This window comes from Moorena sp. SIO3I8 (genome assembly GCF_010692325.1).
Classification (GTDB): Bacteria; Cyanobacteriota; Cyanobacteriia; order Cyanobacteriales; family Coleofasciculaceae; genus Moorena.
Window position 1 is genome coordinate 1 of the sequence record NZ_JAAHHW010000046.1, and the last position, 13397, is coordinate 13397.

At 44.1% G+C, this 13397-nt stretch carries 16 protein-coding genes; 8 read left to right on the plus strand and 8 right to left on the minus strand.

Annotation, left to right across the window (positions count from 1 at the left end):
* The first annotated feature begins 30 nt into the window (after window positions 1-30).
* The 4 genes from F6K51_RS18315 to F6K51_RS18330 all read left to right on the plus strand — a co-directional run bounded on the left by F6K51_RS18315 (window position 31) and on the right by F6K51_RS18330 (window position 4304).
* Window positions 31-210 (plus strand): hypothetical protein, encoded by a 180-nt coding sequence (locus tag F6K51_RS18315; protein WP_293022533.1) that lies wholly within the window; start codon window positions 31-33, stop codon window positions 208-210.
* Window positions 211-405: 195 nt separating this feature from the next.
* A complete protein-coding gene (locus tag F6K51_RS18320) occupies window positions 406-1287 on the plus strand; it encodes an EfeM/EfeO family lipoprotein (protein WP_293022536.1) in 882 nt (293 codons plus the stop codon).
* An 826-nt stretch (window positions 1288-2113) separates the two neighbouring features.
* Entirely contained in the window at window positions 2114-3130 is a 1017-nt protein-coding gene (locus F6K51_RS18325) for a chlorophyll a/b binding light-harvesting protein (protein WP_293022539.1), read from the plus strand.
* A gap of 145 nt (window positions 3131-3275) precedes the next feature.
* On the plus strand, window positions 3276-4304 hold the full coding sequence (locus F6K51_RS18330) for a chlorophyll a/b binding light-harvesting protein (RefSeq protein WP_293022542.1): 1029 nt from the start codon (window positions 3276-3278) through the stop codon (window positions 4302-4304).
* Window positions 4305-4802: 498 nt separating this feature from the next.
* Here the strand turns inward: F6K51_RS18330 and F6K51_RS18335 are convergent, their stop codons facing one another.
* Together F6K51_RS18335 and F6K51_RS18340 are read right to left on the minus strand one after the other, a co-directional pair.
* Complete coding sequence (locus tag F6K51_RS18335) at window positions 4803-4928, minus strand: hypothetical protein (RefSeq protein WP_293022545.1); 126 nt, start codon at window positions 4926-4928, stop codon at window positions 4803-4805.
* 133 nt (window positions 4929-5061) lie between these two features.
* Window positions 5062-5244: a hypothetical protein gene (locus tag F6K51_RS18340; protein ID WP_083304956.1), complete on the minus strand. Its 183-nt coding sequence runs from the start codon at window positions 5242-5244 to the stop codon at window positions 5062-5064.
* Between the two features lie 115 nt (window positions 5245-5359).
* Here F6K51_RS18340 and F6K51_RS38485 point away from each other — a divergent pair, with 115 nt between their 5' ends.
* Together F6K51_RS38485 and F6K51_RS18345 are read left to right on the plus strand one after the other, a co-directional pair.
* Window positions 5360-5704, plus strand: coding sequence for a transposase (locus tag F6K51_RS38485; protein WP_364300732.1), 345 nt, complete (start codon window positions 5360-5362; stop codon window positions 5702-5704).
* 378 nt (window positions 5705-6082) lie between these two features.
* A complete protein-coding gene (locus F6K51_RS18345) occupies window positions 6083-6541 on the plus strand; it encodes a transposase (RefSeq protein WP_293022660.1) in 459 nt (152 codons plus the stop codon).
* Window positions 6542-6709: 168 nt separating this feature from the next.
* Here the strand turns inward: F6K51_RS18345 and F6K51_RS18350 are convergent, their stop codons facing one another.
* From F6K51_RS18350 to F6K51_RS18375, 5 genes are all read right to left on the minus strand, one after another.
* Window positions 6710-7039, minus strand: a complete 330-nt coding sequence (locus F6K51_RS18350) for a hypothetical protein (protein WP_293022550.1) — start codon at window positions 7037-7039, stop codon at window positions 6710-6712.
* Window positions 7040-7178: 139 nt separating this feature from the next.
* The gene (locus tag F6K51_RS18355; protein ID WP_293022553.1) at window positions 7179-7916 is read right to left on the minus strand and encodes an alpha/beta hydrolase; all 738 of its coding nucleotides are present in this window, start codon (window positions 7914-7916) and stop codon (window positions 7179-7181) included.
* Between the two features lie 369 nt (window positions 7917-8285).
* Complete coding sequence (gene fldA, locus F6K51_RS18360) at window positions 8286-8798, minus strand: flavodoxin FldA (RefSeq protein ID WP_293022556.1); 513 nt, start codon at window positions 8796-8798, stop codon at window positions 8286-8288.
* 828 nt (window positions 8799-9626) lie between these two features.
* Window positions 9627-11129 carry a chlorophyll a/b binding light-harvesting protein gene (locus F6K51_RS18370; protein ID WP_365939981.1) on the minus strand — a complete coding sequence of 501 codons (1503 nt, stop codon included), beginning with the start codon at window positions 11127-11129 and terminating at the stop codon, window positions 9627-9629.
* Between the two features lie 95 nt (window positions 11130-11224).
* Window positions 11225-12265, minus strand: a complete 1041-nt coding sequence (locus F6K51_RS18375) for a chlorophyll a/b binding light-harvesting protein (RefSeq protein ID WP_293022559.1) — start codon at window positions 12263-12265, stop codon at window positions 11225-11227.
* A gap of 104 nt (window positions 12266-12369) precedes the next feature.
* Here F6K51_RS18375 and F6K51_RS18380 point away from each other — a divergent pair, with 104 nt between their 5' ends.
* Together F6K51_RS18380 and F6K51_RS18385 are read left to right on the plus strand one after the other, a co-directional pair.
* Window positions 12370-12981 (plus strand): Crp/Fnr family transcriptional regulator, encoded by a 612-nt coding sequence (locus F6K51_RS18380; protein ID WP_293022562.1) that lies wholly within the window; start codon window positions 12370-12372, stop codon window positions 12979-12981.
* 121 nt (window positions 12982-13102) lie between these two features.
* Window positions 13103-13270 carry a hypothetical protein gene (locus F6K51_RS18385; protein WP_293022565.1) on the plus strand — a complete coding sequence of 56 codons (168 nt, stop codon included), beginning with the start codon at window positions 13103-13105 and terminating at the stop codon, window positions 13268-13270.
* Here F6K51_RS18385 and F6K51_RS18390 read toward each other — a convergent pair.
* Window positions 13247-13396, minus strand: a complete 150-nt coding sequence (locus tag F6K51_RS18390; RefSeq protein ID WP_293022569.1) for a hypothetical protein — start codon at window positions 13394-13396, stop codon at window positions 13247-13249. The genes F6K51_RS18385 and F6K51_RS18390 overlap by 24 nt on opposite strands.
* Window position 13397 lies beyond the last annotated feature (1 nt).

The following is a 13397-nucleotide window of genomic DNA, read 5'->3' on the forward strand; positions in this document are numbered from 1 at the left end:
GGGGAGATGGGGAGATGAGGAGATGGGGAGATGGGGAGATGGGGAGATCGGGAGATGGGGAGATCGGGAGATGGGGAGATGGGGAGATGGGGAGATCGGGAGATGGGGAGATGGGGAGATGGGGAGATCGGGAGATGGGGAGATGGGGAGATGGGGAGATGGGGAGATAAAGAGATGAGTAGCCGTAGTTTCCAGAATTGGAATCAGTAACACTAGTCTGACTTGGGACTTTTTTTTTGGGCCACTTTTAATGAGTGGTATGGGATACTTGTGTCTTTACAACCTGTTCACAATCTCTTCATCACATCTTTAAGGTTTAATTTATCGATAAATATTTTTATCAAGTTGATCAAGGTCTACTATAATAATCGAAGCTAAAAAAGAATCTTTCTCAAGTTTAACCCCATGACAATTAATCGACGAAAAATACTACAAATTACTGCTGTGGGTGGTTTAGGCACCCTAGCGGCTTCTAGTCTAATTCGCCCTGGTTCAAGCAAGGAGTTAATTGCAGCTGCTAGAGACCCCTATGCTGCAGAGGTTGATCAGGGCTTAAGGTATTTCCGACAACAAGCCCAAGTACAGCTACCCCTTGTCGAAGACTTAGTGAAAGCAATTCGCAGTGGCAATTTGGAAAATGCCAAAGACGCCTATGTCAAAGCCCGTCCTCCTTACGAGCAAATTGAAACCTACGCAGCCAGCTTTGAAGAAACTGACCGGGATATTGATGCTCGCCCCTCTGCTTTTGATGGTGGGGAGGATAACCCAGAATTTAAGGGATTTCACCGGATCGAAGTTCTCTTGTACCGGGAAGGGAACGTGAAAGCAGCGCTTCCTTTTGCTAAAGAGTTAGTCGAGAGCGTCAAAACCCTAATCAAAGATTTAGATCAGCGGCAGAACTTCAATTCCACCTTGAACTTTGAGGGGATGATTGCTTTGGCGACAGAAGTAGTAGCCAAGAAGATTTGTGGCGAAGAAGAAACTTGGTCGGATCAGAGCCTGTTAATCTTCTCAGATAACTGGATCGGAATTTTCAGCCAGTATGCTCCCTATTCAGCAAAAGTGGCAGACAAAGACCCCAGTGTCAATGAAGAGGTTAAGGCAGCTTATAAAGCAGCAAAAGGCAAGCTTAAACCTTACTTCACCCAGGGCGAAGTCGCAGCTCAACCCTATAGTTCTCTCGACATTAGTCAGCGAAAAGATATTGTGGACGTCGGCTATCGGTTCCGGAGAGCTTTGGTCAAAGCAGCAAAGGTTTTAGAAATACCCGTTGGTTTCGAAGTTTAGGGAACGGTGGCACGGTGGCACAGTGTTAGCTGTTGGGTTTTGAGTTCATGGTTTTTGCCCTTAATCCTACTTATGCCTAATACCACCTAAGACGATCATGCCTATTCCGGTCAACGACCAGCAAAAAGCGCGGCAGAGAGTAATAAATGTAATCTCTGCCGCGATTCTGGCTCGTTATCAGACATAAGAGAAGATGTCTTAGGATAGACAGTATCAATATTGCTAAACTTTGTCAAGTGTTACCAAAGGGTCTATTATAGAATTTGTGATTACATTAAACCGATAAGGGTGGTTAGAGCCATAGGGCATTAGATCAAAGACAACTGACGCTTCCGTACGTGACTAAACCATAAATATAGCGGTAATCTGGATATAAACTTACTACAGGTAGTGCATATGGTGGCCGATACCTAAGTCTTATTAAATCATATTTAAATTGTACGATTTCATATATATCTCAGATATATAAGTCAAGTTTGAGCTGAATGACACCAGTAGATGTTCTCATTTTGACAGCATTTTCCGCAACTATTAGAAAAACTAATGATAAAACTTATTTATCAAATAAAAACTGATGAGAGGTGTTGACAACAATTTTGGGTAACTTGGGATTAGCATAAATAGCTGTAACTTTTGATATACAAGACTTTCATAGAATTAATGAATCTAAAAAATGATAATTAGTTGCAATAAATGTTAAAAAATATTGCAACTAAGTTTAAATTGGCTCCCTAATGCTGCACAATCGATTCATGTGATTTCACCTCAACCCTAAACAGGAGGTGGTGAAACAATGAAGCAATTAAGGATCGAGTAAGGATCGAGTATGCAAACATACGGTAATCCCGAGGTTAAATATGACTGGTGGGCTGGTAACGCCCGCCTAGCCAACTTGTCTGGCAAATTCGTAGCTGCTCATGTCGGCCAAGCAGCCCTGATCGTTTTTTGGGCTGGAGCATTTACTCTGTTTGAAATTTCTTGGTATGATCCCACCCTGCCCATGGGTGAGCAGGGGCTGATTCTGCTGCCCCACTTAGCTACTTTGGGCTGGGGTGTAGGCTCAGGCGGTCAGATAGTGGATACTTACCCCTATTTTGTTGTTGGCGCTCTACACCTGATCTCCTCGGCTGTTCTGGGAGCGGGTGCTCTGTTCCATTCCGCTAAAGGTCCAGCACAATTGAAAGATGCTGGCGGTCGTGCCGCTAAATTCCACTTTGAATGGAATGACCCTAAGAAGTTAGGCTTTATTCTTGGGCATCATCTCATTTTTCTAGGAGTAGGCGCTCTGTTATTGGCCGCGAAAGCCATGTACTTTGGCGGACTATACGATGCCACCATTCATGATGTCAGGCTCGTTACCAGCCCAAATCTTAATCCATTGGCAATCTATGGCTATCAAACCCATTTTGCCTCGGTGGATAACTTAGAAGACTTGGTAGGCGGTCACATCTATGTTGGCTTGCTACTCGTTGGTGGTGGTATTTGGCACATCCTCATCCCACCACTGAAGTGGGCAAAGAATCTCGTAAGCTTCGAGGGAGAAGCGGTTCTTTCCTACTCTCTCGGCGGTATTGCTCTAGCAGGATTTGTAGCAGCTTACTTCTGCGCAGTTAATACCCTAGCCTATCCCGTCGAATTCTATGGTCCTGCCTTAGAGGTCAAGCTTGGTGTTTCGCCATATTTTGCAGACACTATTGAGTTGCCTTTGGGTGCCCACACTCCTCGCTGCTGGTTGGCCAATGCCCACTTCTTCCTAGCTTTCTTCTTTCTTCAAGGTCACCTATGGCATGCATTGCGTTCCATCGGCGTTGACTTTAAGAAATTTGAGGAAGGCTTGAATTAATCAGCTAGTAAAAAGCAGCCCTCTCTAGATAGTAGGTGTTAGGTGCTGTCCAATCAATCTAACACCTACTAAACCAAAAATTTCCTGGGCTGCTGAGTAGCACTCTACCAAATTTATGTTTTAGATAGAGATATACTCGGTTTTCATGACAACAAATAGTATTCCATCACGAACTAATCCGGATTGGTTGCTTGGTAATGCCCGTCTTAGGGACTTATCCGGTCAATTATTAGGAGCTCATATTGCTCACGCTGGTTTGATTATGTTCTGGGCAGGCGCAACTACCATAGCGGAAATTTCCCAGCTTGTGCCTGGTCAGCCGATGTCCGAGCAAGGATTAACGTTGTTACCCCACTTAGCCACTTTAGGCTGGGGTGTCGCACCCGGTGGTGTGGTCACAGATACCTATCCCTATTTTGTGATTGGCATTTTGCATCTAGCTGCATCCGCTGTTTTGGGTGCAGGTGGTCTATTTCATGTTTTTAGTGGTGTTGCAAATTTGAAAGATGGCACTGGACGCGCCCCTAAATTCCACTATGAATGGACTGACCCCAAGAAGCTCAGCTTTATTTTAGGACATCATCTGATTTTCCTAGGTGTGGGTGCGTTGTTGCTGGTAGCCAAGGCAATGGTTTTTGGTGGCATTTATGACGCTGCTGTCGGCAATGTACGTATCATTACCAGCCCAACGCTTAACCCAGTGACTATCTTTGGTTATCTCTTTGGCATTGTCGATGGGGTTTGGAATCCTCTTGGAATGGCAGCTGTCAATAATTTAGAAGATGTCATTGGTGGTCATATTTGGATTGGGATGATGTGTATTGGTGGCGGGATTTGGCATATTGTCTCCACTCCATTTAACTGGGCTAGGAGTGCCCTCCAGATTGAAGGAGAAGCAATCCTCTCCTACAGTTTAGGGTCTCTAGCGTTTATGGCTTTTGTGTCTGCTGCTTTTGTTGCTAACAACACTACGGTCTTTCCCACTGAATTTTACGGTTCTAACCGTCTGGTAGCAGCAAATGTTCAGTTTTTCTTGGGACTCTTGTTCTTAGGGGGGCACTTGTGGCATGCTGTCCAAGCCCGTTCTGGCAGTGTATTAATGAGTACTCAGATTAAGTACTTAGATAAACTGTCAAAATCCCAAGACAATCCAACGACAGAGCCTTCGTCATAATTTCTTTGAAAAACTAGTTGCTAATTTTTAGCATTAAGTGGTATACTAAAAATGTAAGTTGCCATCTAGACGAGACACAGAGCCAGGGTTTCTTCTCTAGACAGGAAGCTAGTCCTCCTTATGGTAAACCAACAGCCAATCAGATCACTAGGGTGGTGATCTGATTTTTATTTTTTAGCTATTTATCAATAAAGTTTATTATTAAAAGCCCAATTCTTATGGAACCAGAAACCTGCTGGAAAACTGAAGCTGTTGTCAGCCGTGAGCTTTTAGCTCACGCTACCCGAACAGCGGTCAGCGGTCAGCCATTCTCTACTTGAAATGCAGACGTAAAAAAGATTAAACCAATGCTTAGTTGTTGTCTTAATGCAGCGCGGTCTTGGGGGTTTCCCCCAAGACCGCTTAGGTGCGCTTATTTAAAAACTGTTCGCGTAGCGTGGCACAGGCTTCTAGCCTGTGATATGGCCCATTAGCTGATAACTGATAACTTACGGTTACCTAACTTGCGTTCGCATAGCGTGACCGTAGGTCAATCCCCTTTGGCGCGCCAGAGCCAAACATATTATCAAAAAGGGAGTTTGTTCGCGTAGCGTGGCCAAAGGCCAGGGAAAAAGAATACCCCATCCTTCTTAAGGTTTAAAGTTACCGTAAGAATAGGGTCGCCTTAATAATAAAGTTTTAACCCTTTTGCTCATAGCCGACCAACCATAAAGGCGACCCTATTCTAAGGTTTCGTCTCCGGGGATGAATTTTTCCCTCAATCAGGCAAAGTCCCAGTCCTCCCTAGGAACTCTAAGTATTCAGAAAGGCTTAAGCCCGAACGAGCAGCCAGCCTTTTTAATCCTTGCCAACCAGTTTCAGTGGCCTTGATGCTGTAACTTTTTTTAGCTTCCTCGTGTAATCTGGGTCTTCCTACTTTTCTTTTAATTTGTTCACTCATTTACTTGACATTATTATTTTGGGGGTCTATAATTAGATTAGCACTGAAAGAGGTCGAACAGATGCAACTAGGATACTCTTACAAACTCAAGCCCACTCAACGACAAAAAGCCGTAATGAATCGGTGGTTAGACATGTTGAGGTCGCAGTATAATTACCTGCTTAGAGACAGAAATGATTCTTACAATCAAGCAAAAGCTCCTAGATTAGGCAATTATTGTGATCTGAAAAGCGGTGGAGAAGCGTGTCCATTAACTTGTTCAGTCAGCAAAAATTATTCAGTAGGTTACCCTTGGAAGAAAAGTCGAAATAATCCAAGACGAAGTGCCTATGAAGCCCAAAGTTCTAGTCTTCCCATACTCAAGAAAGAAAGACCCTGGTATAAATCAATTCATTCAACTGTATTGCAACAAACTCTAAGACAATTGGATGTTGCATTTGCTAAATTCTTTAAAGGATAAACTGGATACCCTAGACCAAAAAGAAGGTCACGATTTAGGAGCTTCAAATATGCTCCTGGTCAAGTAAAGCTTGATGGGGACAATATATATCTCCCAGGAATTGGATGGATGGGTTTTTACAATTCTCGCCCTATCCCTGAGGGTTTTATTTTAAAATCAGTCACTGTTCGGAGGAAGGCTCGCGGTTGGTTTGTAAGTCTTCAAATCGAAGACAAGTCAGTTCCAACTACTCCGATAAGGAGTAATAGCGAAATCAATCCTCTAAGAGTCAAAGGCTGCGATCTAGGAATTAACAAGTTAGTCAGTATCTCTAATGGTAAAACAATAGCTAATCCAGCTAAACAAAAGTCTTTTAAACGCAGATAAAGACGCTTAAAACTGAGACAAAAGGCTGCTAGCCGAAAGAAAAAAGGTTCTAAAAATAGAGGAAAGTCTTACTCTAGGGTGGCCTCACTTCATGAGCGTATTGCAAACAATCGTAGTGCCTATCATTGGGATGTAGCTAATCAGTTAGTCAAAGATACAGATGCCTTGGTACTTGAAGATCTTAATATAAAGGCAATGAAATCTCGCTGTAAACCTAGACCTAATGAGAATGGTGGATATGTCCGCAATGGACAGTCGGCAAAAAGAGGTTTAAACAGATCAATATCTAATGCAGCTTGGGGTGAACTGGTTAAAAAGGTAGAGGTCGTGGCTGCGAAGTCAGGCATACCAGTAGTCAAAATAAATCCCAAGCACACGTCTCAAAAATGCCCGAAATGCCATCACGTCAGTAAAAGTAACAGAAAGAAAGAAAAGTTTGTCTGTACCAATTGTGGTCACTATGATGACTAGAAATGTTAATGGGGCAATAAACATCAAAATGCGGGGTCTAAAAAAACTGGGAATTGACCCCACTCAGCTACCTCCGGTGCGGGGGGAAGTCACGCCCACGGAGTTAACAGCAACATAGTTGTTGTGCCTGGGAATCCCCATCCCTGCGACGGGTGGGGAGGTTCAACGTCACACAACTTTAGAAGTAGCTTGATGACTACACTTACACCGTCGTGAGTTAACCCTAGCAGGATTGAGAGTTGCCTCATAGTCATAACAATTGATTGCCTCTTCTGTTAGCGCCTTTGACGGATGTACTGTACACTTGAGGCGATAATCTCCAGTAAAAAAGGCGCAGCGACTACAGGGAATTTGATGTAATTGTCTCAGATGAGCGACACCGTCTCGAAAGGTCGCCCGCATCCGCCATAACGCTATTCCGATTAATGTCCAAGCAGCTATGCAGCACAGAAACGTTAGCAAATGTTGAATAACCTGAGAAAGAAGTATCTCGAACATGCTTAACTACTAACTAATAAGATTTCAATTTATGGATGCTACAGATAGTTTCAGCTATCAGCCATCAGCCTATGCGCTACGCGCACGCTGCGCGAACAGCTATCAGCTATCAGCTAATGGCTGATGGCTAAATGCTTACCTAAGTACTAATTGCTAATGGCTCAGGGACTGGTGATGATAGGGATTCCCAAAACCGGATGATTTGCCTTCCTACTCGATTGGGATGGAAATAGTGGCAAAAGTGACCCCCTTCGGGATATTCCCATAAGCGATCGCATTCTTTTAACCAAGATTTCCATCCTTGCAAAGCATTAGAATCAACAATAATGTCATCCTTGCAACCACATACCATTAATGGCACTTGCACTGCTGTTGGTGGTACACTAACCCGTTGATATAGGGAATGAGGAGAGGGAGAATAAGCTAAATCCTGCTCTAGGATGGTTACTAAACCTTTCGTGATACGGTGATTGTGATGACCAAAGAGGCTCTTAACCATTTGGCTAAGCAACACTTGGCGAGTGCAGGGTAAAAGTTGGAGCTGCACATAGTAGTGGGCTTGCCAGTCAACTGCGGGATTAACACCTACTGATAATAGAGTTAAAGACTTGACTTTTTCAGGATATTTACGGCTATAGAGTAGTCCTACCAAACCAGCAGTGCTGTGGCCTACCAGATGGATAGGATGATCTGAGGTTTTGAGATAGTCATGAAGTAAGGTCAGGGCGATATCAAGAGAAGTTGGTTCATCTTGGTTTTGGCGATACTCCCACTGGCCAACTCGCTTTTGTTTAGACAAATAACGAATTAAAGGCTGATCAAAACGTAGAAAACTTGGACTAACATTCAACCAAAGGATTTCAGGCAAATTAGACATATAGCAAAGGGAGTAGGGAGTAGGGAGTAGGGAGTAGGGAGTAGGGAGTAGGGAGTAGGGAGTAGGGAGTAGGGAGCAAAAATTATCATAATTCCTACACGGATCCCTATAGCAATTTTATAATCACAAATCTTCAATAGGGGTGAAGCATTTTATTATATGTTTGAAAGTCATTAATGTTGACCGTTAACGCTCAAATGTAAGTGGTCAATAGTCAACGGTCAACGTAGCTAGCTTTATAAAAAAGAGACGGTTTTCAGGTGCGACCCGTGGCGAATTTAATTCGCCTACGGAAAGCGCACCTCAGGTTTTTTCCTAATTGGAAAATACCCAATTTAAATGCAAAGCAGCTTACAACGGTTGTAAAAACTAAACTCCAAACTCTTGTTTGAGTTGGGCTACCCAAGTTTTTATCCGTTTTTCAGTCAGTTCAGACTGGTTATCGTCATCGAGGGCAAGACCAATAAACTTACCATTTTTGAGAGCTTTTGATTCATTAAATTCGTAACCCTCATTCGGCCAGTTTCCAACGGTGCTACCCCCCAATTCGGAAATTTTTGCTTCTAGAATACCAATGGCATCCATAAAGTTATCGGGATAGCCCTCCTGGTCTCCAGTTCCAAAGTAGGCAACTTTCTTACCACTAAAGTTGATATTATCTAGCTCTTCAAAGTAGCCATCCCAGTCAGCTTGTAATTCCCCAATATCCCAAGTAGGACAGCCGATGATGATATTGTCGTACTTTTCAAAATCGCTATTTTCAGCCTCTTCTATTTTATGTATAGTGACGACACCATCACCGCCAAGTCCTTCTTGAATTTCTTCAGCTGCCGCCTCTGTTTTACCGGTTTGAGAGCCGACGAAAAGACCAATTTTTGACATTTTTATTTACTCCTGATTGATGTTGATTAGATGGTGTAATAGCAGCATGTTAATTTTATTAATTCCTGATTCAGATCCCCCTAAATCCCCCTTAATAAGGGGGACTTTTTAATCTAATTTCCCCTTATTAAGGAAAACTTTTTAATCTAATTCCCCCCTTTTTTAAGGGGGGCTAGGGGGGATCTATGTACAGAATTACAAAGATGACATGCTCCTTGGTGTAAGGATTGCTCGCTCAGCGCTCAGCTATTTTTAACCAGCCTTTAGTTAAAGGGAAAGTAATTTTTAACTCAATCCCTAAGTTTTACTTGATTCAAAATCTTGCTGAGTGCTGATAGCTGTTCGCGCAGCGTGCGCGTAGCGCATATACTTACTAGATGGTTGAGAAACTAAGTAGTATGCTTGCTGTGCTTAGTGGTTACCGAGGTAGAGTCAGTCAGTATCCTTTCCTCCAGCATTGGCATCTGTTGCCGACAGTGGCAGCAATACCAGTAAATGCTAGTTGCTAGTGGAGACATCCATCGTGGTTATGGCATCCATCTTTATGAACGCCCTCTAGGTCGTTTCTAGTTTATCACTAAATTTTATCAATAAACTGAAACCAAAAGGAGGGCATATTGTCTGTTCCAATAGTTTAGGTCAAAGTTGCACTTAACCTGGCTGTCACTATGGGACGGATGAACGGTTAGTTATATCTAAGCTAGGGAAAAGAGATAATGGGGTTAGGGTTGACATGGCTTCCTAGCCCCAAACAGCTCCTGTTTTAAGAAGCGTATAGAATGCTCCATTAATTACTCTAGCATTTGTTGAGACTTCTTAGCAACTATTTTAACCCATCATTCCCTGAATCATACTTAGGTTATTGACCAGCAGATAGGCAAAAATCGCTCCTCCTGCGCCACCAACTAGAAAAGCTCCAGCAAACTGACTCCATCCGTCAGCAGTTTGGATAGTTTCTGGTACCTCGGGTACCCTGGTAACGAATGTGGGTCGAGGTACAGTTTTTAGCTCTTTTTTAAAGGTGACTGTACCGTAGATTGATAGGCCGATGGTCGCGATTACAATCAGAGCAATGGCTGCTGTTACACCAGCTAAGTTTGCCATCTGTGAATCCCGCAACGGTCCTAATTTGGCAAACGGACCAAAGATAAAATACCCATGAGCCATGCCAATTTCTAGACCCCTGGACAGGGGAGAAAGACCGGGACGGTAAATAGGTAGGTTTTTGAGGAAGTTAAGGCTGAGATCTGAGGAGTTAATTGGGGTTGCCAAGTCACCAACTTGGGGATTACTCCGAGGGATAATCAGCTCACCTTTTTTGAAGTCAAAACCAGCTTCTGCTCCTCGCGCCCGGATAGCATGCCAGATATGACCGAACAGAAACAACACGGCAAAGACAAAGTGGAATGCTGCCAACCAACCGCGAGCAGATACGATGCCATCACTGGATTCTAAAGTGCCTACTGGACCATAGAACACTTCCGGATAAACGGTGTCATTGACCATGACAAAGTAGGCGGCAAAAATTCCCATGTAGGCCAGCGCCCCTAAGCTATAGGAGAGATAAGCTTCTCCGGAATAAACCAAAACCTCACGTGCCCAGTTAAATGGCTTGGTTAAGATGTGCCAGAAACCACCAGCAATGCAGATCGAACCAATCCAGATGTGACCACCAACCACATCTTCTAAATTCTTGACGGCTGCCATGCCTTCTGAACCGGATGCACCAATTAAGTAGCCAAAAATTTTGACAGGGCTAAGGGTGGGATCGGTAATCACTCGTACATTGCCACCGCCACTTGCCCAGGGGTCAAATAGTCCACCCCAAAACAGGGCTTTAGCTACCAAGAGCCAAGCACCAACTCCCAAAAGGATGAGGTGAATGCCGATAATGGTGGTCATCTTGTCGGAGTCTTCCCAGTCATAGCCAAAGAAACCAGCAAAGGTGCCATCATTGGTTAATTTATCTGGGGCAAGCAGGGAATGGTAAAGTCCTCCAGCTCCGAGCACTGCTGAGGAAATCAAATGCAAGACCCCAACTACAAAATAGGGATAGGTGTCGATAATTTGACCACCAGACCCAACACCCAAGCCTAACGAAGCCAGGTGGGGCAACAAGATTAATCCCTGGTCATACATCGGCACGTCAGGGTTGTAGCGAGATAGTTCAAACAGGGTCATTGCTCCCGCCCACAGGACTATCAAACCAGCATGGGCGATATGAGCACCTAGCAACTTACCGGATAATTCAATAAAACGAGCATTACCAGCCCACCAGCCTACTTTTGAGATTTGGCCTTGGTTGGGACTATCAGCAATTACTGCTGTCATTGATGTACCTCTTTGAGAATTATTGGCATTTTGAGTTGGTCAATAAAGTGCCATTATATACACACTTTATTAGAATTAATTGCATTAATCTGAATTTAGGTAGTAGCTTCTGAAGCTACTACCTGACCCCGGCCAAAATCAAACCCAGCTGCTCGCAAAGCATGCCAAATATGACCTTGGAGGAAGAAAAACCCAAGGAAGAAGTGAGCATTAGCTAACCAACTCCGACAAGAAATAGAGCTAGAGTTAGGATCGGCAAAGTAGGGGAAAACATCCAGCTTAATTGATAAGGCAGGTCCATAGAAGACTTCTGGGTAGACTACGGTGTTAACAGCGCAGAAGTACGCGGCGATAAAGCCCATCAGCGCCAAAGCACCCAAGCTGTAGGAAAGATAGGCTTCTCCAGACCAAATAAAAAGACCGCGCGTCCACTCAGATGGCTGAGTCTTGATGTGCCAAAAGCCACCGCCAATACAGAGCAGACCAACCCAAATATGACCACCAACTACATCCTCTAGGTTACTGACTCCAGCAATCCAGTTCTTGCCCACAGTACCAAACAGATAACCGAAAATCACTGCTGGATTCAGGGTAGGGTTGTTAATGACTCGCACATTCTCCACTGCTGGATCGTACAACCCCCCAAACGCGATCGCTTTAGCCACCAGTAGGAAAGCTCCAAATCCCAGTAGAATCAGGTGAATGCCAATGATAGTGGTCATTTTGTCCCCATCTGCCCAGCTATACCCAAAGAAGCCAGACTTTTCTTCTAAAGTTTCCGGACCACGGAGGGCGTGGAAGATACCACCAAAGCCGAGAAATGCTGAAGAGATCAGGTGCAAAACACCAATCACAAAGTAGGGGTAAGTATCCACTATAGCTCCCCCAGCACCAACGCCCCAGCCTTGAGCTGCTAAGTGGGGCAGCAGGATTAAGCCTTGTTCGTACATGGGTTTGGCAGGATTGAAGCAGGATAGTTCAAACAGGGTTATTGCTCCAGCCCAGAAGACGATTAGACCAGCATGGGCAACATGAGCCCCCAATAATTTCCCGGATAACTCCGTGAGGCGAGCGTTACCTGCCCACCAACCATACTCTCCCTCTACTAATCGGGAACTCTCAGCAATGTTTGCCACTATACTACACCTCCTAGGATTTTATTGCAAAATATATTCAATAGTTACTTGGAATAGCTTACACTACTGCTTAAGGAAAATGAAACCTATTTTTATTAAGAATCATGACAATTCGCAGATTTGGTAAGGGATCACAGCAATCGTTAGTCACTCAGAACCCTGTCACCACTAGGTTCAAGCCATCTGTTCATCTCTTTAAGCGCCATGACTTGATTGCTCTAGAACCCGATCAACTATGGGTAGTTCAACAGGGTGTGGTTAAAACCTTGACCTGGAATGACGAAGGAACAGTAATTACATTAGGATATTGGGGAGTTGGGGATGTAGTGGGGAAATCTTTGTCTAACTTGCAAACTTACGAGATCGAGTGTTTGACTAGGGTTAAAGCGCAATGTCTGTCTTTGTCTCAGTCTTACCGCTTATCCGAGGCTATTGTTTGCCATCTGCGACAGACAGAAGAGTTGCTGTGTATCATTAGAACACCAAGAGTCTCTCAGCGTTTGCAACAGTTTTTGAGTTGGTTAGCCCGGAAGTTCGGTCGTCCCGTCTGTAGTGGGCAACTTATTGATATACCAGTGACCCATCAAGAACTAGCTGAGATGATTGGCACCACACGAGTAACCATCACCAGGCTGATCAAGCAGTTTGAGGAAGAAGGGATAATCAGTCGTCCTCGTCGATACTGTATTGTGTTGCGCGATTGTTCTGAAATATAAATGAAAATGCTATCAATGGCGCTAGATTCAGCATACCTGGAAAGAGTACCGCTAGCGCCATGGACGTGATTAAGTTACGGGCTGATGGTGGGGAGGAAATTATGCGTTGCTTAATAATAGAATGATTTTAATAGTTTTGTGGAATGGGCATCTTGGTGGAACGGGCATCTTGGTGGAACGGGCATCTTGCCCGTTATCAATAATTTCGGGCGGGCAGGATGCCCACCCCACTCATATTAATTCGAAGATTCAGCAATGCCCGAAATTATGCGATCGCAATGTAGCCTGATAATTGCTTAATCCGCTCCATCCAAGACAGCACATTGGGGTAAGCATCTAGAGAAATCTTGGCGTCTGGTGAGAGAGATACTCTTAAACCGTCATTAATCGGGATAATCCGGTATAAAACGGTCAAG

Bases quoted from the DNA above. Each gene is read 5' to 3' on its own strand.
- F6K51_RS18385 (WP_293022565.1), top strand. From the start codon at position 13,103: ATGATTTTAATAGTTTTGTGGAATGGGCATCTTGGTGGAACGGGCATC.
- F6K51_RS18315 (WP_293022533.1), top strand. From the start codon at position 31: ATGGGGAGATGGGGAGATCGGGAGATGGGGAGATCGGGAGATGGGGAG.
- F6K51_RS18320 (WP_293022536.1), top strand. From the start codon at position 406: ATGACAATTAATCGACGAAAAATACTACAAATTACTGCTGTGGGTGGT.
- F6K51_RS18355 (WP_293022553.1), bottom strand. From the start codon at position 7,916: ATGTCTAATTTGCCTGAAATCCTTTGGTTGAATGTTAGTCCAAGTTTT.
- F6K51_RS18380 (WP_293022562.1), top strand. From the start codon at position 12,370: ATGACAATTCGCAGATTTGGTAAGGGATCACAGCAATCGTTAGTCACT.
- F6K51_RS18325 (WP_293022539.1), top strand. From the start codon at position 2,114: ATGCAAACATACGGTAATCCCGAGGTTAAATATGACTGGTGGGCTGGT.
- F6K51_RS18350 (WP_293022550.1), bottom strand. From the start codon at position 7,039: ATGTTCGAGATACTTCTTTCTCAGGTTATTCAACATTTGCTAACGTTT.
- F6K51_RS38485 (WP_364300732.1), top strand. From the start codon at position 5,360: ATGAATCGGTGGTTAGACATGTTGAGGTCGCAGTATAATTACCTGCTT.
- fldA (WP_293022556.1), bottom strand. From the start codon at position 8,798: ATGTCAAAAATTGGTCTTTTCGTCGGCTCTCAAACCGGTAAAACAGAG.
- F6K51_RS18340 (WP_083304956.1), bottom strand. From the start codon at position 5,244: ATGAGTGAACAAATTAAAAGAAAAGTAGGAAGACCCAGATTACACGAG.
- F6K51_RS18370 (WP_365939981.1), bottom strand. From the start codon at position 11,129: ATGACAGCAGTAATTGCTGATAGTCCCAACCAAGGCCAAATCTCAAAA.
- F6K51_RS18330 (WP_293022542.1), top strand. From the start codon at position 3,276: ATGACAACAAATAGTATTCCATCACGAACTAATCCGGATTGGTTGCTT.
- F6K51_RS18335 (WP_293022545.1), bottom strand. From the start codon at position 4,928: ATGGGGTATTCTTTTTCCCTGGCCTTTGGCCACGCTACGCGAACAAAC.